This is a genomic window from Cupriavidus sp. LA-1, from assembly GCF_055385985.1.
In genome coordinates, this window is the sequence record NZ_AP031387.1 from 3,587,252 (window position 1) to 3,604,824 (window position 17,573).

The window sequence follows — 17,573 nt, forward strand, 5'->3', positions numbered from 1 at the left end:
ATTGCAGGCGTGCCTTACTCCACCGTCACCGACTTCGCCAGATTGCGCGGCTTGTCCACGTCGGTGCCGCGCGCACAGGCCGTGTGGTAGGCCAGCAGCTGCAGCGGCACCACGTGCAGGATCGGCGACAGGTCGCCGTAGTGCTCGGGCAGGCGGATCACCTGGATGCCGTCGGACGACTGGATATGCGTGTCGCTGTCGGCAAACACGTACAGGCGCCCACCGCGGGCGCGCACTTCCTGGATGTTGGACTTGAGCTTTTCCAGCAGCGCGTCGTTGGGCGCGACGGTGACCACCGGCATGGCTTCGGTGACCAGTGCCAGCGGGCCGTGCTTGAGCTCGCCGGCCGGATAGGCCTCGGCATGGATATACGAGATTTCCTTGAGCTTGAGCGCGCCTTCCAGTGCGATCGGGTAGTGCAGGCCGCGGCCGAGGAACAGGGCGTTCTCGCGGCGGGCAAAGTCTTCCGACCACGCGATGATCTGCGGCTCCAGCGCCAACACGCCATGCAGCGCGGCGGGCAGGTGGCGCAGGTTGGTCAGGGCCTTGGCCTCGGTGTCTTCGGTCAGCAGCCCGCGCACCTTGGCCAGCGCCAGGGTCAGCATGTACAGCGCCGCCAGCTGCGTGGTGAAGGCCTTGGTCGAGGCCACGCCGATTTCGGTGCCGGCGCGGGTCAGGAAGCGCAGTTCGGTCTCGCGCACCATGGCGCTGGTCGCCACGTTGCAGACCGCCAGGGTATGGACATGGCCCAGCGCGCGCGCATGGCGCAGCGCGGCCATGGTGTCGGCGGTCTCGCCCGACTGCGAGATCACCACCACCAGCGCGCGCGGGTTGGGCACGGTCTCGCGGTAGCGGTATTCGCTGGCGACCTCGACCTGGGTCGGGATCTTCGCAATGCTCTCCAGCCAGTACTTGGCGGTGCAGCCGGAGTAGTAGCTGGTGCCGCAGGCCAGGATCAGCACGCTGTCGATGCCTGCAAAGACCTCGGCGGCGCCGCTGCCGAACAGCGCCGGCGAAATGCTTTCGATGCCTTCCAGCGTGTCGCCCAGCGCGCGCGGCTGCTCGAAGATTTCCTTCTGCATGAAGTGGCGGTACGGGCCCAGCTCCACCGAAGCGGCATGGGCTTCGACCACGCGCGCTTCCCGCTCGACCGGATGGTCGTCGGCGTCGTGGATGGTCACGCCGTCCAGCGTGATCTCGACCACATCGCCCTCTTCCAGGTAAATGATGCGGTTGGCGGTGCCGGCCACGGCCAGCGCGTCGGAGGCCAGGAAGGACTCGTTCTCGCCCAGCGCCACCACCAGCGGCGAGCCGGCGCGCGCGCCGACCACGCGGCCCGGCTGGTCCTTGGCGAACACGGCGATGGCGTAGGCGCCGTGCAGGCGCTTGGTCACCGCGCGCACCGAGGCAAACAGATCACCGCGGGTGGCGCTGCTGGGGTAGGTGTAGGCCTGGTGGATCAGGTGGGCAACGACCTCGGTATCGGTCTGCGACTCAAAGCCGTAGCCGACCGCGCGCAGTTCTTCGCGCAGCGGCTCGTAGTTCTCGATGATGCCGTTATGCACCAGCGCGATGGTCTCGCCCGACAGGTGCGGGTGGGCGTTGACGGTATCGGGCTTGCCATGCGTGGCCCAGCGCGTATGCGCCACGCCGGTGAAGCCGGACAGGCCCGACGCCTGCGTCTGCGCGTCCAGGTCGGCCACGCGCGACACGGTGCGCGCGCGCTCGACCGCATCGTCGCGCACGACCGCAACGCCGCACGAGTCATAGCCGCGATACTCCAGGCGGCGCAGCCCTTCGATCAGGACCGGAACGATATTGCGCGTGGAAACCGCGCCGACGATGCCACACATGCTGAACCCCCGTTTTCTGGCGCCTGCCCGTAGACCTGTGGCGCCGGTATGAATCCTGTGGCGCCGCCTCGCCGAGGCGGCGCATGCCCTGGCCGCCCCGCGGGCGGCCCCTGACGCTTACTGCTTCGGCTGCTTGACCGGACGCTGCCAGGCGTCGATAGTCATCTGCTTGGCCCGCGACAGCGTCAGCTTGTCCGCGGGTGCTTCCTTGGTCAGCGTGGTGCCGGCGCCGAGCGTGGCGCCGCGTCGCACCGTCACCGGCGCCACCAGCTGCGTGTCGGAGCCGATAAAGACATCGTCCTCGATCACGGTGCGGTGCTTGTTCACCCCGTCATAGTTGCAGGTGATGGTACCCGCGCCAATATTGACGCGCGACCCCACCGTGGCGTCGCCCACATAGGCCAGGTGGTTGGCCTTGCTATGTGCCGCCACCTGTGCGTTCTTGATCTCGACAAAGTTGCCGATATGCACATCCTCGCCCAGCTCGGTGCCCGGGCGCAGGCGCGCGTACGGACCGATGCGGCCGGCCGGACCTACCCTGGCCTCATCAATGTGGCAGAACGGGTGCACCTGCGCGCCGGCGCCGATGGTGCTGTTGCGGATCACGCAATGGGCGCCGATGCGCACGCCGTCTTCCAGGTGCACGCGGCCTTCGAACACGCAGCCGACATCGATGGTGACATCGCGCCCGCAGCTCAGCTCGCCGCGCACGTCGATGCGCGCCGGGTCCAGCAGGGTCACGCCAGCCTCGAGCAAGCGCCGGGCCTGGTTGCCCTGGTGGATGCGCTCGACCTCGGCCAGCTGCAGCTTGCTGTTGATGCCAAGCGTCTCCCAGATCGCGGCCGGCTGGGCCGAGACGGTCTCCACGCCGTCGGCGACGGCACGCTCGACGGTATCGGTCAGGTAGTACTCGCCCTGGGCATTGTCGTTGCGCAGCGTCGACAGCCACTTGCGCAGGTGGCCGGTGGGGCACACGATAATGCCGGTGTTGATCTCGCGGATGGCCTTCTCGGCCTCGGTGGCATCCTTTTGCTCGACGATGCGGACGATGCTGCCCGCGGCGTCGCGCACGATGCGGCCATAACCGGTCGGGTCAGGCATCTCCACGGTCAGCACGCCAAAGCGCCGGGCGCCGGCTTCGGCCACCAGTGCCTGGAGCGTCGCAACGCTGGTGAGCGGCACGTCACCGTACAGAACCAACGTGGGCTGGCTGTCGTCCAACATGGGAAGTGCCTGCATCACCGCATGGCCCGTGCCCAGTTGCTGGGCCTGTTCGGCAAAGGCGACATCGTCGGCGGCGACGGCCTCGCGCACGCGCGCGGCGCCATGGCCGACCACGACCACCAGCCGCGACGGCGACAGGGCGCGTGCCGTATCCAGGACGTGCGCGAGCATGGGCTGCCCGGCTACCGGGTGCAGCACCTTGGGCAAATCGGAATACATCCGCTTGCCCATGCCCGCGGCGAGAATGACGATATTCACAAGGAGACCCCTAAGTGAGTGTGTCCGAAAATATTCTGGAAAGCGCCGGCCGGGCGTTTGGCCGGCTGCGCGACCGGGCTTGGCGGAACGCTGCCGCCAAGCCTGCGCATAATCCCGCAAACCCTTGCCAGGACTTGGCTGGCGGTCATCAGGGCGGCCCGGTCGCAATGCGCGCCGATTTTAACATGGCGGTTTCTGCGCAACGGATTGCGGTTTCGGATTTTCACAATTCCCGGGCCCGGCGGATTTTCGCGATTCTGGGCGCGGCGGCATTGTGCGCCTGCAGCGCGATGAAGCTGGGATACCAGCAGGGTGACCGGTTGGCGTACTGGTGGATCGACAATTATGTCGACGTCACCGCGGCCCAGGAGCCGCCGACGCGCGAGGCCATTTCCCGCTTCTTCGCCTGGCACCGCAAGTCCCAGCTGCCCGAAATCGCCAGCCTGCTGCAGCAGGCCAAGGCGGAGGTGCGCCAGCCGGTCACGCCGGCCATGGTCGAGCACTTCCAGGACGCCTCGCAGGCGCTGGCACGCCGGTCGTTCGAACAGGCCATGCCCGATACGGCCGACCTGCTGCTGACGCTCACGCCCGACCAGATCGCGCGCATGGAAAAGAAGTTTGCCGAGGGCAACGCCAAGTACCGCAAGACATTCCTGAAGACCGACCCGGCCGAGCGCGAGGCTGCGCGCTTTGACAAGGTAATGGAATACGCCCGGCTGATCTACGGCAGCTTCTCCGGCGAACAGGAACAGGCTATCCGCGCCAAGGTGGGACCGGTGGTGCAGAATGCCGAGGCGCGCTACGCCGAGCGCGTGGCCCGCCAGCAGGAATGGCTCAGGATGGTGCGTTACGTGCAGGCCACCCAGCCGCCCAGGGCGCAGGTGATCGACCTGCTGCGCCGCTTCCGCGAATACTGGCAGAACCCGCCCGCCATGCAGGCTGCCAGCCACGAAGCCAGCAACAATGCCGGCGTCGCATTGACCGTGGCGATCGCCAACATGACCACGCCGCAGCAGAAGGCGCATGCGCAGGACCGCTTCCAGAAGTGGATCGACGATACCCATGCGCTGATGCGCGAGAAGGCAAACGCGCCGGTGCAGTCGGCGGCGACCAACTGAAGCCCGCCGCAAACGAGAACCGCCCGCACAAGCGGGCGGCTTTCCGTGCAGCCGGCGCGCTGGCCTTACTGCGTGCCGGCCTGCTCCGCAGCCGGCGCAGCGGCGGCCGCGGGCGAGCGCTCGAAACGCACGAACTCCATCCGGTTCTCTTCCACGCTGCCGGCGAAGGTCAGCGGCTGCTGCTGGAAGGTGGTCTCGCCGAACAGTGACGCCTCATCCACCTTGGCCAGGCCAGTGGCCAGCCCGGTGAACGGGAACAGATCGGTATCCGCCAGGTGCGACGGCACCACGTTGCGCAGCGCCGCGAAGATATTGTCGATACGGCCCGGGTTCTGGCGCTCCCAGTCCTGCAGCATCTCGCTGACCTTCTTGCGCTGCAGGTTTTCCTGCGAGCCGCACAGGTTGCACGGGATGATCGGGAATTCCATCGCGCGCGCGTACGACGCGATGTCTTTCTCCGAGCAATACGCCAGCGGCCGGATCACGATGTGCTGGCCGTCGTCGGTCGACAGCTTGGGCGGCATCGCCTTCATCTTGCCGCCGAAGAACATGTTCAGGAAGAAGGTCTGGACGATGTCGTCGCGGTGGTGGCCCAGCGCGATCTTGTTGGCGCCCAGTTCCTTGGCGGTGCGGTAGATCACGCCGCGGCGCAGCCGCGAGCACAGCGAGCAGGTGGTCTTGCCCTCGGGCACCTTCTCTTTGACGATCGAGTAGGTATCCGCCTCGACGATCACATATTCCACGCCGACCGACTTCAGGTACTCGGGCAGGATGTGTTCCGGGAAGCCGGGCTGCTTCTGGTCCAGGTTCATCGCGATCAGCTTGAACCGGATCGGGGCGCGCTTCTGCAGCGCCATCAGGACCGACAGCATGGTGTACGAGTCCTTGCCGCCACTCATGCAGACCAGCACGGTGTCGCTGTCCTCGATCATGCCGAAGTCGCCGATGGCCTTGCCGGTTTGCGATTGCAGCCTCGTCTCGAGGCGGTAGAAGTTGTTCGAGTGGCTCATGGAGCATCCTGTTGCGTGGCGCCCGCCGGATGGAATGGCCGGCGCGGCGCGAAGGGGCAACATTTTACTTTAGGCGCCCGCAAGCTGCAGGGGCGCGGGCAGGACCGCTCAGGCCTGCTTGATATGGAATACCTCGACGCCGACCGAATCGCAATCCGGGTACACGTCGGGCTTCTCGGTCGACACGCGCACCGCGCGCACCTTGGGGTGCTTGAGCATGGCGCGCGCCACGTCGTCGCACAGCGTTTCCTGCAGGTGCACGTGGCCCTGCGCCATGCGCTCGGCCACGGTATTGCGCATGAAGTCGTAGTCGACCACTTCGTCGAGCTTGTCGGCCTGCGGGGTGCTCTGCGCCAGCGGCACGAACAGGTCGATATTGATCAGCACCCGCTGCTCGCCCTTCTTCTCGAATTCGTGCACGCCGATATTGATCTGCACTTCGTAGTTGCGCAGGAACATGCGTCGGCAGTCTTGCAGGCTGGGGTGGGAAAGGGCGGCGAGCATGGTCATGAGCGGGCTGCTGAGGAGAAAAAGGAAGCCGCGCCCGGCGGGCGCGGCACATCAGGGACTACGGTATTCGGTTGCTGGCTTCCAGCTTACTCGGTCAGGAACATCACGTCGCGCGCCAGCGGCATCAGGTGCTGGCCGCCGTCCACGTACAGCGTGGTGCCGGTCACGGCGCGCGCCTGCGCCAGGTAGGCCACCGCCTGGGCGATATCCTCGGGCGTGGACGACTGGCCCAGCGGCGTCACGCGATGCGCGCGGCGGAAGCTCTGCTCGGACTGCTCGCCCGACACCAGCGTGATGCCCGGGGCCACGCCCACCACTCGCAGGCGCGGCGCCAGGGCCTGGGCCAGCTGCACCGTGGCGGTCTGCAGCGCGGCCTTGGACAGCGTGTACGACAGGAAGTCCGGGTTCAGGTTGTCCAGCTTCTGGTCCAGCAGGTTGATCACCACGCCGCGCGGCTCGGCCTTGTCGGCACCACCGGCAGCGGCGCCCAGCGCCTTGTGCAGTTCGCGCGCCAGCAGCAGCGGCGCGGCGACGTTGGTGCGCATATGCGTATCCAGCGACGCATACGAGAAGCTGGTTGCCACGTCGTACTGGAACAGCGACGCGTTGTTGACCAGGCAGGTGGGCACGCCCAGCGCGGCGGTACAGTCCGCCACCAGGCCGCCGGTGGCGGCCTCGTCGGCCAGGTCGGCGCGCAGCACCGCGGCGCGGCGGCCCAGCGCGCGGATCTGGGTGGCCAGGGCCTCGGCTTCATCCACGGAGCGATGGCAGTGCACCGCCACGTCCCAGCCCTGCGCCGCCAGTTCAAGCGCAATGGCGCGACCCAGGCGGCGCGCGCCGCCGGTCACGAGCGCCACGCCGCGGGCGGTGGCGCGTTGGCCACCGGTTTGATCACGGGTCTGGCTGGCAGGGGTATTCGATGCGGGCATTGCTACAATTGCAGGATGCAGAAAGCCGCTAGTTTACCCCTTCCCCCCGCCGACGCGCAGGCCGCTTCCGATACCCTTACGGCCCGTATTGGCGAATCCGTCGACGCGGCCGGCGGCTGGATCGGTTTTGACCGCTATATGGCGCTGGCGCTGTACGCGCCCGGCCTGGGCTATTACAGCGGCGGTTCGGCCAAGTTCGGGCGCGATGCCCGCGACGGCAGCGACTTCATCACCGCCCCGGAACTGAGCCCCTTTTTCGCCCGTACGCTGGCACGCCAGTTCGCGCCGCTGCTGGCGCAGGGCTTGCCGCGCCTGCTGGAGTTCGGCGCCGGCACCGGCCGGCTGGCGGCGGACCTGCTGCTGGGGCTGGAGCAGGAAGGCCAGTTGCCGCAAACATACGCCATCGTCGAACTGTCGGGCGAGCTGCGCGCGCGCCAGCAGGCCACGCTGGCGCAGCGGGCGCCGCACCTGGCGGACCGGGTCACCTGGCTCGATACACTGCCTGCCAGCTTCGACGGCGTGATCGTCGGCAATGAGGTGCTGGACGCGATGCCGGTGCAGCTCTATGCGCGCAGCGGCGGCCGCTGGCATGAGCGCGGCGTGGTGCGCAGCCATGTCGGCGAGCCCGCCTTCCGCTTCGAGGACCGTCCGCTGGCCGATGCCGACGTGCCCGAGGCGCTGCACGCCATTCCCGGCGACCACGACCTCGTCACCGAGACCCATGCCGAGGCCGAGGGCTTCGCGCGCGCCATCGGCGCCATGCTGGCGCGCGGCGCGGCCTTCTTTATCGACTACGGCTTCCCGGCGGGCGAGTACTACCACCCGCAACGCGCCGGCGGCACGCTGATGTGCCACTACCGCCATCATGCGCACCCGGACCCGTTCCTGTACCCCGGCCTGCAGGACATCACCGCCCACGTGAATTTCAGCGGCATCGCGCATGCCGCCGTGGATGCGGGGCTGACCGTGGCGGGCTTCGCCTCGCAGGCGCGCTTCCTGATGAACGCGGGCATCACCGAGCTGCTGATGGAACTGGACCCGTCCGACGCGCGCGCCTTCCTGCCGCAGGCCAATGCGGTGCAGAAGCTGCTGTCCGAAGCGGAAATGGGCGAACTGTTCAAGGTCATTGCCCTGACGCGCGGGCTGGATGACAGCGAGCCGCTGGCGGGCTTCGCCCGCGGCGACCGCTGCCACGCGCTGTAGGCCCGCCATGCTGCGCTGGACCTTTACCATTTTCTTCAGCGTGATCGTGCTGTCCGCGGCGTTGCCGTGGCTGCAGAAGATCGGGCTGGGACGCCTGCCGGGCGATGTGCGCTTCCGGCTGTTCGGGCGCGACTTTGTTCTGCCGTTTGCTTCGACGATCCTGCTGTCGATGGTGGCGCTGGTGATCGGCAAACTGCTTTAGCGCCATTTTCCCGATCAATCACTTGATCGCGCCGACGGTAAACCCGGCGACGAAGCGGTCGAGGAAGCTGTTGTAGAGCGCTGCCACGGGCACGCTGACGATCAGGCAGGCGCCCATCAGGGAACCCCAGAAATAGACATCGCCCCGCACCAGGAAGGTCGGCACGCCCACGCTTACCGTGTACTGCGACGAGCTGGTGATGAAAGTCAGCGCATAGACGAATTCCTGCATCGCCAGCGTCGCGCTGAAGATGACCACGGTCAGTATGCCGCTCGACGACAGCGGCACCACCACCTTCAGGAACGCGCCGAAGCGGCTCAGGCCGTCCATCATCGCGGCTTCCTCGATGTCGCGCGGCACCGCCTTGAAGAACCCCATCATCAGCCAGCTGCAGAACGGCACGGTGAAGCTGGGGTACACCAGCACCAGCGACCACAGTGAATCCTGCAGGCCCAGCGCGCCGATGATGCGCGAGAACGGGATGAACAGGATGGTGGGCGGAATCAGGTAGGTCAGGAAGATGCCGATGGCCCACTGCCGGCCCCAGCGGCCCGACAGCCGGGCCAGGCTGTAGCCGGCGGGCACGGCCAGGAGCAGCGTGACCAGCACCACGCCCACGGCCACGACCAGGGTATTGAGCACCCAGCGCAGGTAGCGGGTCTCGCCGAACAGGATCCGCAGGTTCTCCATCGTGGGCGGCAGGTTGAACAGGAACGGGTTGTTGGCGGTGTTGATCAGGTCGTGCACATCCTTGAAGGTCGTGATCAGCATCCAGTAGAAGGGGAACGCGCAGAACGTCGCAAACGCGGCAATGACGCCGAAATGGCCGCCGCGCGCCGCCCAGCGCCGCCAGGCGATGGCCGCGGGGCGCATTTCAGGTCACCTCGGCGCGGCGCGCCACGGTCAGCAGCACGATCACGACCGCGACCAGCACCGGGAACAGGAACAGCGAGATGGCCGCCCCTTCCGCCAGGTCGCCGCCCTGGATGCCGGTGAAAAACGCCAGGCTGGCCAGCACCTGGGTGGTGTCGTACGGCCCGCCGCGGGTCAGCACGTAGATGATGATCATGTCGGTGAAGGTGAACACGATGCCAAACAGCAGCGCCACCAGCATGATGGGCATCACCAGCGGAATGTTGATGAGGAACAGGTGCCGCCAGAAGCCGGCGCCATCCATGGCGGCGGCGTCGTGGATGTCCTGCGGGATGCCGCTCAACCCGGCGAGGATGATCACCGTGGCCAGCGGCAGCAGGCGCCAGACATCCACCATGATGACCGACACCATCGCCAGCTCCGGCTGGCCGAGCCATACCGGCCAGTTCTGCGGCCCCAGCACGCCGACCGCGGCCAGGGTCCAGTTGATGATGCTGTAGACCGGATCGAAGATCCACAGCCAGCCGATGGTGCCCAGCGAGATCGGTGCCACCCACGGCAGCAGGATCAGCAGGCGCACCAGCCATTTGCCGCGAAAGTCCCGGTACAGGGCCAGCGCCAGCATCTTGGCCAGCACCACCACCAGCGCCTGCGACACCAGCGTAAAGACCAGCGCGTTGCGCAGCGAACGCCAGAACGTGCTGCTCTCCAGCACGCGCCGGAAGTTCTCCAGGCCGACGAAGTGCAGCGCCTGGCTGCCCACCGTGGCATCAGAGAGGCTGTAGTAGACCGACAGCAGGAACGGAAAGCCGACCAGCAAGGCGATGTAGATCACCGCCGGGGCAAGCATGGCGCGGCCGAGCCAGCGGTCGTCGTCGCTCAGGCGCTGCGCGGGCGGCAACGCCAGATCCGTCGCCGGCTGCCCGGTGGCGATGCGCAGGGGCTTCACGGCGCGGCTCCCAGGCTGGCCCCGGATTTCGCATCGAAGCGGCGCAGGTCGCGCTCGCGCACCACAAAGCGGTGGCCGGCGCCGGCCTCGATCGGGACCGTCACCGTGCACGGAATGCGCGAAACCACGCTGGCAGGCGGCAGCGGCGCTTCCAGCCTGCCGTACACCAGGCGGTCCGAGCCCAGGTTCTCGATGCGCGTCACGTCCACGGCAAAGGCGCGCAGCGCATCCTCCGCGGGATAGGCTTCGCGCGGCAGGAAATGCTCGGGCCGGAAGCCGGTCACGACCCCGTCGGCCTCGATCAGGTTCATCGGCGGCGAGCCGATAAAGGTGGCGACGAAGAGATTGGCGGGATGTTCGTAGACCTGCCGCGGCGTGCCGACCTGGTGAATCCGGCCGTGATCGAGGATGGCAATGCGATCGCCCAGTCCCAGCGCCTCGATCTGGTCATGGGTGACGTAGATGGTGGTGATGGCGAGCCGGCGCTGGAACCGTTGCAGCTCGTCGCGCGCCGAGGTCCGGAGCTTGGCGTCCAGGTTGGACAGGGGCTCGTCGAGCAGGAACGCCACCGGTTCGCGCACCACCGCGCGCGCCAGCGCCACCCGCTGGCGCTCGCCGCCGGAAAGCTGGCGCGGCTTGCGCTGCAGCAGCGGGCCAATTCCGAACAATTGCGCGGCCCAGTCCACCTGGCGGCCGACCTCCTCGCGCGGCCTATGCCTGGCCCGCAGCGGGAAGGCGATGTTGTCGAACACATTGAGGTGCGGGTACAGGGCGTAGCTCTGGAACACCATCGCCATATTGCGCAGCCTGGGCGGCAGCGCCGTGACGACGCGGCCATCCACCAGCACATCGCCGCCGCTGGGCGCCTCGAGCCCGGCAATCAGGCGCAGCAGCGTGGTCTTGCCGGAGCCTGACGGCCCCAGCAGGACCAGGAACTCGGCATCGCGGGCGCCAAGGTCGACGTTGTCCACCGCGTTGACGCCATCGAAATGCTTGCTGAGCGAGCGAACTTCTACGGAAGCCATGTCCAGCCACGCGCTACACCATGCCCTTGTCGCGCCACTTGGCGAAAATGCGCTTGCACGCGGCATCGGCAAGACGGATTGCGTCCTCCGGTGTCTCGTCGCCGGTAGCGGCCTTGGCGAACATGGTGTTCAGGACCCAGGTATTGAAGATCTCGTCGATGGCCGCGTTGGCGTAGCCGGGATAGCCGACATTGGTCGCCTGGTTCATCAGCGCGCCCAGCACCTTGTACTTGTCGTGCGGCATGGCCTTCGGGTCATCGGCGATCAGCTTCTGCAGGTCGGGCACGGTGCTGAGGAAGCAGGGGAAGTTGTAGAACTCGCTGCCCAGGAAGCCCTGCCGGAAGTTGTCGATATAGTCGACCAGGAACTTCTTTGCCCCAGCCATGTTCTCGGCGAATTTCCAGATCACGTAGCAATCCATCACGTGCTCCAGCCCGATGCGCCGCACCGGCCCCTGCAGGGCCTGCGTGAGCCAGATGTCGGGGGTGACCGGGATGTTCTTGTTCTCGCCCTCGCGGGTGATGGATATGGCGTTCAGGCACAGCGAGATCTTGCCCGCCAGCATGGCGCGGTTGTTGGACGACGGGTCCCATGCCAGCACTTCCGGCGTCATGGTGTCCTGGTATAGCGCCTTGACGAACTTCACCGCTTCCAGGGTGTTCTTCGAGTTCAGCACCACGGTGTGCCGCTCATCCTGAATCGAACCGCCGAAGGCATAGAGGATGGTGCGCATCGCCATGGCCGTGTCGAGTTCCGCGGACAGCCCGATGCCGACCGGGATGCCGCGCTTGGCCTTGATCCTGCGGCCGGCGGCCAGCACGTCCAGCCAGCTGTCCGGCGGCTTCATGCCGACGTCGTCCCAGAGGTCCTTGCGGTAGTTGATCGGGTCCGGCACGAAGCTGTCGGAGAAGCCGAAGTACTTCTTCGTCTTCGGGTTGTACGTGCTCCGGATCGCCAGCTCGACCGGCTTGCCATGCTTGCGCTGGCATTCCTCGTAGATCTCGCGATGGTCGATCACCTGCTCCTCGTAGACCGGCGCCGGCGACAGGAACATGAACAGGTCATGCCCCTTCTGCGCCGAGACTTCGGCGGCGGCACGCGTGGCCAGCGCGGGAATGCCGACGTGGTCGACCACCACCTCGGTATCGTTCTTCTGGCCCCACTGCTTCACATAGGTGTCGTCGAACCATTTGTCATAGCCCGGCACGAAGTGGTTCCACTGCAGGATCTTGAGCGTGTGCTTTGCCGCATGGGCATGCCTGGGGATCAGGAAGGGTCCGAGGCCGGCCGCAAGCCCGACGGCGCCCGTGGTCCGGATGAATCTGCGCCTGCCGGTGTTGGTGTCCGCGGTGTCAGTGTCCGCATAGGTGCTGGTGGCGACTGCAGTATCGGTACCACCTGGATGCGTTGCCTTGGCCATGGCTATCTCCTTGTACGAGAAAGCGGTCGGCTCCCACCCCGGTTCAGGTAGCCAGCTACCCTGTTCTTAAGGGTAGGCTTCATTTCATGAATAGGAAATCCCGGCACATGTCATGAAGTGATGGAATCGTGACATGCCGTCCCTTCCCCTTTCAGAAATGAAGCCTAAGCTGGAAAGAGTGAGGAGGTGCCATGGAAACCGCATCCGCAAACAGCTTTGCGGCTGGTGCCAGGTCCGGGTCCGCTACCCGGATACGCGATGCCACCGTCTGCGCCCTGGCCGGCTTGGGACTGGCGCTGTCCTGGCCCGCCGCCGCCAAGGTGGAAGGCAACACCATCGTGCTCGGCGCTGCGGTCTCGCTCACCGGCAAATACGCCACCAACGGCAAGAACACCCAGGACGGCTACACGCTTGCCGCCAGGCGCATCAACGAGACCGGCGGCGTCAGGGTCGGCGGCAAGGCCTACCAGCTGAAGATCATCTTCTACGACGACGAATCCACCTCGGCCCGCGGCGCGCAACTGGCCGAGCGGCTGATCAGCCAGGACGGCGTGAAGTTCGTGCTGGGGCCCTACAGTTCCGGGCTCACCAAGGCGATCGCGCCGGTCACGGAGAAGTACCGGATCCCGATGGTGGAGGGCAACGGCGCCGACCGCAACCTGTTCACGCAGGGCTACCGCTACATGTTCGCGGTGCTCAATACCTCCGACTACTACCTGCGCGCCGCCATCAACCTTGCTGCCGAGCAGGCACGGCAGTCAGGCAGGTCGCCGAAGAGCCTCAAGCTGGCCATCGCCATCGAGAACGACAACTTCTCGCAGGACGTGCGCGACGGCGTGGAAGAGGATGCGAAACGCCTTGGCATCCAGGTGGTGATCGACGACAAGCTGCCGCCCGAGCTGAACGACATGTCGGTCACGCTGGCCAAGGTGAAAGCGCTCAAGCCGGACATCCTGGTGGTATCGGGCCATGAAAAAGGCGCGGCGCTGGCAGTGCGGCAGGTGGCGGAGATGCGGATCGATGTGCCGATGCTGGCCCTGACCCACTGCGACTCCGCGCAGATCATCGAGAAGTTCGGCAAGAGCGCCGAATTCGCGGTGTGCGGCTCGCAATGGGACCGCTCGCTGAACTACAAGGACCGCTGGTTCGGCACGGCCGACCAGTATGCGCGGCGCTTCGAGCAGGCGTTTCACTACGAGGCCCCCTACCAGGCGGCCGAATCCAGCGCCGCGGTGCTGGCCTTCGTCGACGCCTTCGAGCGCGCCGGCTCGTTCGATACGGAAAAGGTCCGCGAGGCGCTTGCCGCGACCGACCTGATGACGTTCTACGGCCCGCTCAGGTTCGACCAGAGCGGCAAGAACATCGCCAAGTCCATGGTGCTGTACCAGGTGCAGGACGGCAAGTTCAAGGTGGTCGCGCCGGCCAGGTGGGCATCGTCGGATGTCATCTATCCGGCACCTGCGTGGGCGCGGCGCAAATAGGAGGCCGCCGCACGGCGGCCTGATGCCGATGACCGATCTCACGGTCCTGTTCCAGAGTCCCGAGCTGAACCTGCAGCTGGTGGTGGATGGCCTGCTGGCCGGCGCGATCTTCGCGCTGGCCGCCTACGGCATGGCGCTGGTCTGGGGCGTGATGAACCTCATCAACGTGGCCCAGGGCGAGCTGGTGATGCTGGGCGGCTATATCGTGATCTGGCTGGCCGGCAAGGGCGTGCCCCCGCTGCTGGCCGTTCCGGTTGCCGCGGCGGCAATGTACGGCGTCGGCTGGGGGCTCTATCGCATCGTCATCTTCCGGCTCATCGAGCGCGATCTCTTTGTCTCGGTGCTGGCCACCTTCGGCCTGAGCATCGTGCTGCAGCAGCTCGCCAACCTGGCCTTCGGCGCCAACGTGCGCACGGTCGATGCGGGGCTGGGCAGCCTGTTCCTGCCGGGCGGGCTGGTGGTGCCGAAGATCAAGCTGGCCGCGTTCGCCGCGGCCCTGGCGCTGGGCGCCGGCCTGATGCTGTTCCTCAGGCATTCCCGCCGCGGCCAGGCGATCCGGGCTACCGCCCAGAACGCGCGCGCCGCCCGTGTGCTGGGGGTGGACGCCGATCGCATCTACGCCGCGACCTTCGCCCTGAATGCCGCCATCTGCGGTGCGGCCGGCGGCCTGGTGGCAATGACCTGGATCATCCACCCCTACCTGGGCCTGCCTTATACCGTGCGCGCCTTCATGATCGTGGTGGTGGCCGGGCTGGGCAGCATGCTGCCGGTGCTAGGCGCCGGGGGCGGGCTGGGCATTGCCGAGAACTACGCCGGCTTCCTGCTCGGCACCGAATACCAGACCGCCTTCCTCTACGCCCTGCTGGTGGCGATCCTGGTGGGCCGCAACCTGATGCTGCGCCGGCGGCGAGGTTACCTGCGATGAACCCGCACCTGCGCGGCGCGCGCCGGCCCGAACCGGATGCCCGGCCCGCCACCGCTACCCGGCTGGCGCTGCTTGCAGGCAGCGTGGCCACGCTGGCAGCGCCGTGGCTGTTCGCCGGCATCACCACGCAACTGACCTTTCTCTGGCTGATGGTGCTGTTCGCGCTGACGTGGGACGTGACGGGCGGGCAGATGGGCTATAACTCCTTTGGCAACATCGTGTTCTTCGGCGTGGGCGCCTATGTCTGCGCGGTGGCGCAGCGCGACTTCGGGCTGGGCTACTTCGCCGGCCTGGCGGCGGGGACCGGCCTGGCGGCGCTGGCGGCTGTGGCTGCCGCGCTGGCGCTGGGCCCGGCCATGCTGGGCTTGCGCGGGCACTACTTCGCCATCGGCACGCTGGGACTGGGCATCGCCTTTGCCGATGCCGCCGCCGGCTGGGATTTCATCGGCGCGGGATCCGGCATGACATTGCCGCTGTTCCCGGGCGCGGCCGGCAGCCGTGAGCCGTTCTTCTACTACGCGATGCTGGTGCTGGCGGTGGCTACCCTGCTGACGCTGCGCTGGCTCTATGCGCGCCCGTTCGGGCTCGCGCTCAATGCCATCCGCGACGACGAGGACAAGGCCGAGGCGCTCGGCCTGCACACCACGCGCTACAAGATCCTGGCCTGGAGCGTCTGCGCCGTCTTCCTCGGCATGGCGGGCGCCCTGACGGGCAACCTGGTGGGCTTCATCGATCCGCGCGAGCTGGCCTTTGCCAGCGCCACCTTCGGCGTGTGGATGGTGGTGATGGCGATCCTGGGCGGCAAGGGCACGCTGTGGGGGCCGGTGCTCGGCGCCGCGCTGTTCCATCTCACCCAGGAGCTGTTCTGGACTTACCTGCTGAACTGGCAGCGCGTTGCGCTGGGCCTGCTGATCGTGGTGATCGTGGTGCTGTTCCCGACCGGCATCATGGGCTGGCTGCATGAAACCAGCGCAGGGCGCCGCCGCATGACGGGGAGTGCCGCGCCATGACCGAGCTGCTTGCGGTGCGCGGCGTCACCAAGCGCTTCGGCGGCGTCGTCGCCAACCATGAGATCTCCCTGCAGGTGCCGCACGGCAGCATCGTGGGCCTGATCGGGCCGAACGGCTCGGGCAAGACGACCCTGTTCAATTCGATCGCCGGATACCACCCGATCGACGGCGGATCGATCGCATTCGACGGGCGCGAGATCTCGCGGCTGCGCGTTGCCGCGATCGCGCGCCTGGGCCTCGCGCGCACCTTCCAGCAGACGCGGGTGTTCGGCAAGATGAGCTGCCTGCAAAACCTGCTGGTCAGCGTGCCCCATGTGCATGAAGGCCTCGCCGCCATGTGCGCGCTGCAGCCACCCTCGGTGACAGCACGGGCCCGGCAGGTCCTGCGCATGGTCGGGCTGCGGGACTGCGCCGACCAGCGCGGCGCGGACCTGTCGTTCGGGCAGCAGAAACTGCTCGAGATTGCCATGGCCCTGATGAACGAGCCCAGGCTGCTGCTGCTCGACGAGCCGACCGCCGGCGTGAACCCGGTGATGATCGACAGCCTGGTCGCCCTGCTCAGGGACATCAACGCGCGGCTCGGCATCGCGCTGCTGGTGATCGAACACAATATGCGGGTCATGATGCAGCTGGCGGATCACGTCTATTGCCTGGCGCATGGCGAGGTGCTGGCGCAGGGGGCGCCGGCACGGATCACTGCCGACCGTGCCGTGGTCGAGGCCTACCTGGGCGCACAGCCATGATCAGCGCGCACACCATGCCCCAGCCGGTTGCCGCCGCGCCAGCCACCACGCTCGGCGCGGCGCTCTCGCGCCCCCGGCCAACCGTGGCGCAACTTGCGCAACTGGCCGGCGGCACGCCGATGGTCGCCGTGGACAACCTGGTCGCCGGCTATGGCGGCATGGAGATCCTGCACGGCTTCAGCCTGCGCGTGGCGCGCGGCGGCTCGCTGTGCCTGATCGGCCCGAACGGCGCGGGCAAGTCCACGGTGCTGCGCGCCATCTACGGCCTCGCGCGGGTCATGTCGGGGACCATCGCCGTGGCCGGCGCCCCGGTCACCCACCTGCGTGCCGAGCAGAAGCTGCGGCAGGCGCGCATGGCCTATGTGCTGCAGGAGGGCTCGCTCTTCCCCGACATGACGGTCGAAGAGAACCTGCTGATGGGCGGGTACCTGATGCCGCACCCGCGAGACGCCGCGGCCGCCGCCGAGCGCATCTTCCAGCGCCATGGCGTGCTCGCGCAACGGCGTGGCCAGCGCGCCAGCGTGCTCTCCGGCGGCGAGCGCAGGCTGCTGGAAATCACGCGCGCGCTGATGATGGATCCCGCCGTGCTGCTGGTCGACGAGCCTTCGATCGGGCTGCAGCCGCGCTATGTCGAGATGGTGTTCGAACTCCTGCGCCAGCTGCAGCAGGACGAGGGCAAGACCATCATCCTGGTCGAGCAGAACGCCCGCAAAGGGCTGGCATTCGCCGACCTCGGCTATGTCCTGGTGGCCGGGCAGCTGGCCATGGCCGGCACCGGCGGCGAACTGAGCCGGGACCCGGAGGTCGGACGGCTGTTTCTCGGTGCCTGAGCGACACCCG

General features: G+C 67.2%; 17 protein-coding genes. 8 read left to right on the plus strand and 9 right to left on the minus strand.

Annotation, left to right across the window (positions count from 1 at the left end; translation table 11 throughout):
- Nucleotides 1-14: 14 nt before the first annotated feature.
- Entirely contained in the window at nt 15-1,853 is a 1,839-nt protein-coding gene (gene glmS, locus ACZ5MJ_RS16770; protein WP_464220854.1) for a glutamine--fructose-6-phosphate transaminase (isomerizing), read from the minus strand.
- Between the two features lie 117 nt (nt 1,854-1,970).
- Nucleotides 1,971-3,335, minus strand: a complete 1,365-nt coding sequence (glmU, locus tag ACZ5MJ_RS16775) for a bifunctional UDP-N-acetylglucosamine diphosphorylase/glucosamine-1-phosphate N-acetyltransferase GlmU (protein WP_464220855.1) — start codon at nt 3,333-3,335, stop codon at nt 1,971-1,973.
- A 290-nt stretch (nt 3,336-3,625) separates the two neighbouring features.
- Between glmU and ACZ5MJ_RS16780 the strand changes: the two genes are divergently transcribed.
- Nucleotides 3,626-4,453: a DUF6279 family lipoprotein gene (locus ACZ5MJ_RS16780; RefSeq protein WP_464220856.1), complete on the plus strand. Its 828-nt coding sequence runs from the start codon at nt 3,626-3,628 to the stop codon at nt 4,451-4,453.
- Between the two features lie 65 nt (nt 4,454-4,518).
- On the opposite strand, the gene ttcA is transcribed toward ACZ5MJ_RS16780, so the two are convergent.
- The 3 genes from ttcA to ACZ5MJ_RS16795 all read right to left on the minus strand — a co-directional run bounded on the left by ttcA (nt 4,519) and on the right by ACZ5MJ_RS16795 (nt 6,902).
- Complete coding sequence (gene ttcA / locus ACZ5MJ_RS16785) at nt 4,519-5,463, minus strand: tRNA 2-thiocytidine(32) synthetase TtcA (RefSeq protein ID WP_464220857.1); 945 nt, start codon at nt 5,461-5,463, stop codon at nt 4,519-4,521.
- A gap of 108 nt (nt 5,464-5,571) precedes the next feature.
- Complete coding sequence (locus tag ACZ5MJ_RS16790; RefSeq protein WP_011614433.1) at nt 5,572-5,973, minus strand: dihydroneopterin aldolase; 402 nt, start codon at nt 5,971-5,973, stop codon at nt 5,572-5,574.
- An 86-nt stretch (nt 5,974-6,059) separates the two neighbouring features.
- Nucleotides 6,060-6,902, minus strand: coding sequence for an SDR family oxidoreductase (locus ACZ5MJ_RS16795; protein WP_464220860.1), 843 nt, complete (start codon nt 6,900-6,902; stop codon nt 6,060-6,062).
- 15 nt (nt 6,903-6,917) lie between these two features.
- Here ACZ5MJ_RS16795 and ACZ5MJ_RS16800 point away from each other — a divergent pair, with 15 nt between their 5' ends.
- Together ACZ5MJ_RS16800 and ACZ5MJ_RS16805 are read left to right on the plus strand one after the other, a co-directional pair.
- A complete protein-coding gene (locus ACZ5MJ_RS16800) occupies nt 6,918-8,105 on the plus strand; it encodes a class I SAM-dependent methyltransferase (RefSeq protein ID WP_464220861.1) in 1,188 nt (395 codons plus the stop codon).
- A 7-nt stretch (nt 8,106-8,112) separates the two neighbouring features.
- The gene (locus ACZ5MJ_RS16805) at nt 8,113-8,307 is read left to right on the plus strand and encodes a DUF2905 domain-containing protein (protein WP_432259019.1); all 195 of its coding nucleotides are present in this window, start codon (nt 8,113-8,115) and stop codon (nt 8,305-8,307) included.
- Nucleotides 8,308-8,325: 18 nt separating this feature from the next.
- Here the strand turns inward: ACZ5MJ_RS16805 and ACZ5MJ_RS16810 are convergent, their stop codons facing one another.
- Genes ACZ5MJ_RS16810 through ACZ5MJ_RS16825 form a run of 4 tightly spaced genes read right to left on the minus strand, consistent with a single transcriptional unit; the run spans nt 8,326 to nt 12,574 of the window.
- Entirely contained in the window at nt 8,326-9,180 is an 855-nt protein-coding gene (locus ACZ5MJ_RS16810; protein ID WP_464220863.1) for a carbohydrate ABC transporter permease, read from the minus strand.
- Nucleotide 9,181: 1 nt separating this feature from the next.
- On the minus strand, nt 9,182-10,129 hold the full coding sequence (locus ACZ5MJ_RS16815; RefSeq protein WP_464220865.1) for a carbohydrate ABC transporter permease: 948 nt from the start codon (nt 10,127-10,129) through the stop codon (nt 9,182-9,184).
- Nucleotides 10,126-11,154, minus strand: coding sequence for an ABC transporter ATP-binding protein (locus tag ACZ5MJ_RS16820; RefSeq protein WP_464220867.1), 1,029 nt, complete (start codon nt 11,152-11,154; stop codon nt 10,126-10,128). The genes ACZ5MJ_RS16815 and ACZ5MJ_RS16820 overlap by 4 nt, the downstream gene beginning before the upstream one ends.
- A 13-nt stretch (nt 11,155-11,167) precedes the next feature.
- A complete protein-coding gene (locus ACZ5MJ_RS16825; protein WP_464220868.1) occupies nt 11,168-12,574 on the minus strand; it encodes an ABC transporter substrate-binding protein in 1,407 nt (468 codons plus the stop codon).
- 191 nt (nt 12,575-12,765) lie between these two features.
- On the opposite strand from ACZ5MJ_RS16825, the gene ACZ5MJ_RS16830 reads away from it, so the two are divergent.
- Genes ACZ5MJ_RS16830 through ACZ5MJ_RS16850 form a run of 5 tightly spaced genes read left to right on the plus strand, consistent with a single transcriptional unit; the run spans nt 12,766 to nt 17,563 of the window.
- A complete protein-coding gene (locus tag ACZ5MJ_RS16830; RefSeq protein ID WP_464220869.1) occupies nt 12,766-14,055 on the plus strand; it encodes an amino acid ABC transporter substrate-binding protein in 1,290 nt (429 codons plus the stop codon).
- Nucleotides 14,056-14,077: 22 nt separating this feature from the next.
- On the plus strand, nt 14,078-14,980 hold the full coding sequence (locus ACZ5MJ_RS16835) for a branched-chain amino acid ABC transporter permease (RefSeq protein WP_464220871.1): 903 nt from the start codon (nt 14,078-14,080) through the stop codon (nt 14,978-14,980).
- A complete protein-coding gene (locus ACZ5MJ_RS16840) occupies nt 14,977-15,990 on the plus strand; it encodes a branched-chain amino acid ABC transporter permease (RefSeq protein ID WP_464220872.1) in 1,014 nt (337 codons plus the stop codon). The genes ACZ5MJ_RS16835 and ACZ5MJ_RS16840 overlap by 4 nt, the downstream gene beginning before the upstream one ends.
- Nucleotides 15,987-16,733: an ABC transporter ATP-binding protein gene (locus ACZ5MJ_RS16845; RefSeq protein ID WP_464220874.1), complete on the plus strand. Its 747-nt coding sequence runs from the start codon at nt 15,987-15,989 to the stop codon at nt 16,731-16,733. Before ACZ5MJ_RS16840 ends, ACZ5MJ_RS16845 begins: the two co-directional genes overlap by 4 nt.
- Nucleotides 16,730-17,563 carry an ABC transporter ATP-binding protein gene (locus tag ACZ5MJ_RS16850; RefSeq protein ID WP_464220875.1) on the plus strand — a complete coding sequence of 278 codons (834 nt, stop codon included), beginning with the start codon at nt 16,730-16,732 and terminating at the stop codon, nt 17,561-17,563. The genes ACZ5MJ_RS16845 and ACZ5MJ_RS16850 overlap by 4 nt, the downstream gene beginning before the upstream one ends.
- The last annotated feature ends 10 nt before the right edge of the window (nt 17,564-17,573 follow it).

Bases quoted from the DNA above. Each gene is read 5' to 3' on its own strand.
- ACZ5MJ_RS16800 (WP_464220861.1), top strand. From the start codon at position 6,918: ATGCAGAAAGCCGCTAGTTTACCCCTTCCCCCCGCCGACGCGCAGGCC.
- ACZ5MJ_RS16845 (WP_464220874.1), top strand. From the start codon at position 15,987: ATGACCGAGCTGCTTGCGGTGCGCGGCGTCACCAAGCGCTTCGGCGGC.
- ACZ5MJ_RS16790 (WP_011614433.1), bottom strand. From the start codon at position 5,973: ATGACCATGCTCGCCGCCCTTTCCCACCCCAGCCTGCAAGACTGCCGA.
- ACZ5MJ_RS16805 (WP_432259019.1), top strand. From the start codon at position 8,113: ATGCTGCGCTGGACCTTTACCATTTTCTTCAGCGTGATCGTGCTGTCC.
- ACZ5MJ_RS16835 (WP_464220871.1), top strand. From the start codon at position 14,078: ATGCCGATGACCGATCTCACGGTCCTGTTCCAGAGTCCCGAGCTGAAC.
- ttcA (WP_464220857.1), bottom strand. From the start codon at position 5,463: ATGAGCCACTCGAACAACTTCTACCGCCTCGAGACGAGGCTGCAATCG.
- ACZ5MJ_RS16830 (WP_464220869.1), top strand. From the start codon at position 12,766: ATGGAAACCGCATCCGCAAACAGCTTTGCGGCTGGTGCCAGGTCCGGG.
- ACZ5MJ_RS16820 (WP_464220867.1), bottom strand. From the start codon at position 11,154: ATGGCTTCCGTAGAAGTTCGCTCGCTCAGCAAGCATTTCGATGGCGTC.
- ACZ5MJ_RS16840 (WP_464220872.1), top strand. From the start codon at position 14,977: ATGAACCCGCACCTGCGCGGCGCGCGCCGGCCCGAACCGGATGCCCGG.
- ACZ5MJ_RS16810 (WP_464220863.1), bottom strand. From the start codon at position 9,180: ATGCGCCCCGCGGCCATCGCCTGGCGGCGCTGGGCGGCGCGCGGCGGC.
- ACZ5MJ_RS16825 (WP_464220868.1), bottom strand. From the start codon at position 12,574: ATGGCCAAGGCAACGCATCCAGGTGGTACCGATACTGCAGTCGCCACC.
- ACZ5MJ_RS16780 (WP_464220856.1), top strand. From the start codon at position 3,626: ATGAAGCTGGGATACCAGCAGGGTGACCGGTTGGCGTACTGGTGGATC.
- ACZ5MJ_RS16795 (WP_464220860.1), bottom strand. From the start codon at position 6,902: ATGCCCGCATCGAATACCCCTGCCAGCCAGACCCGTGATCAAACCGGT.
- ACZ5MJ_RS16850 (WP_464220875.1), top strand. From the start codon at position 16,730: ATGATCAGCGCGCACACCATGCCCCAGCCGGTTGCCGCCGCGCCAGCC.
- glmS (WP_464220854.1), bottom strand. From the start codon at position 1,853: ATGTGTGGCATCGTCGGCGCGGTTTCCACGCGCAATATCGTTCCGGTC.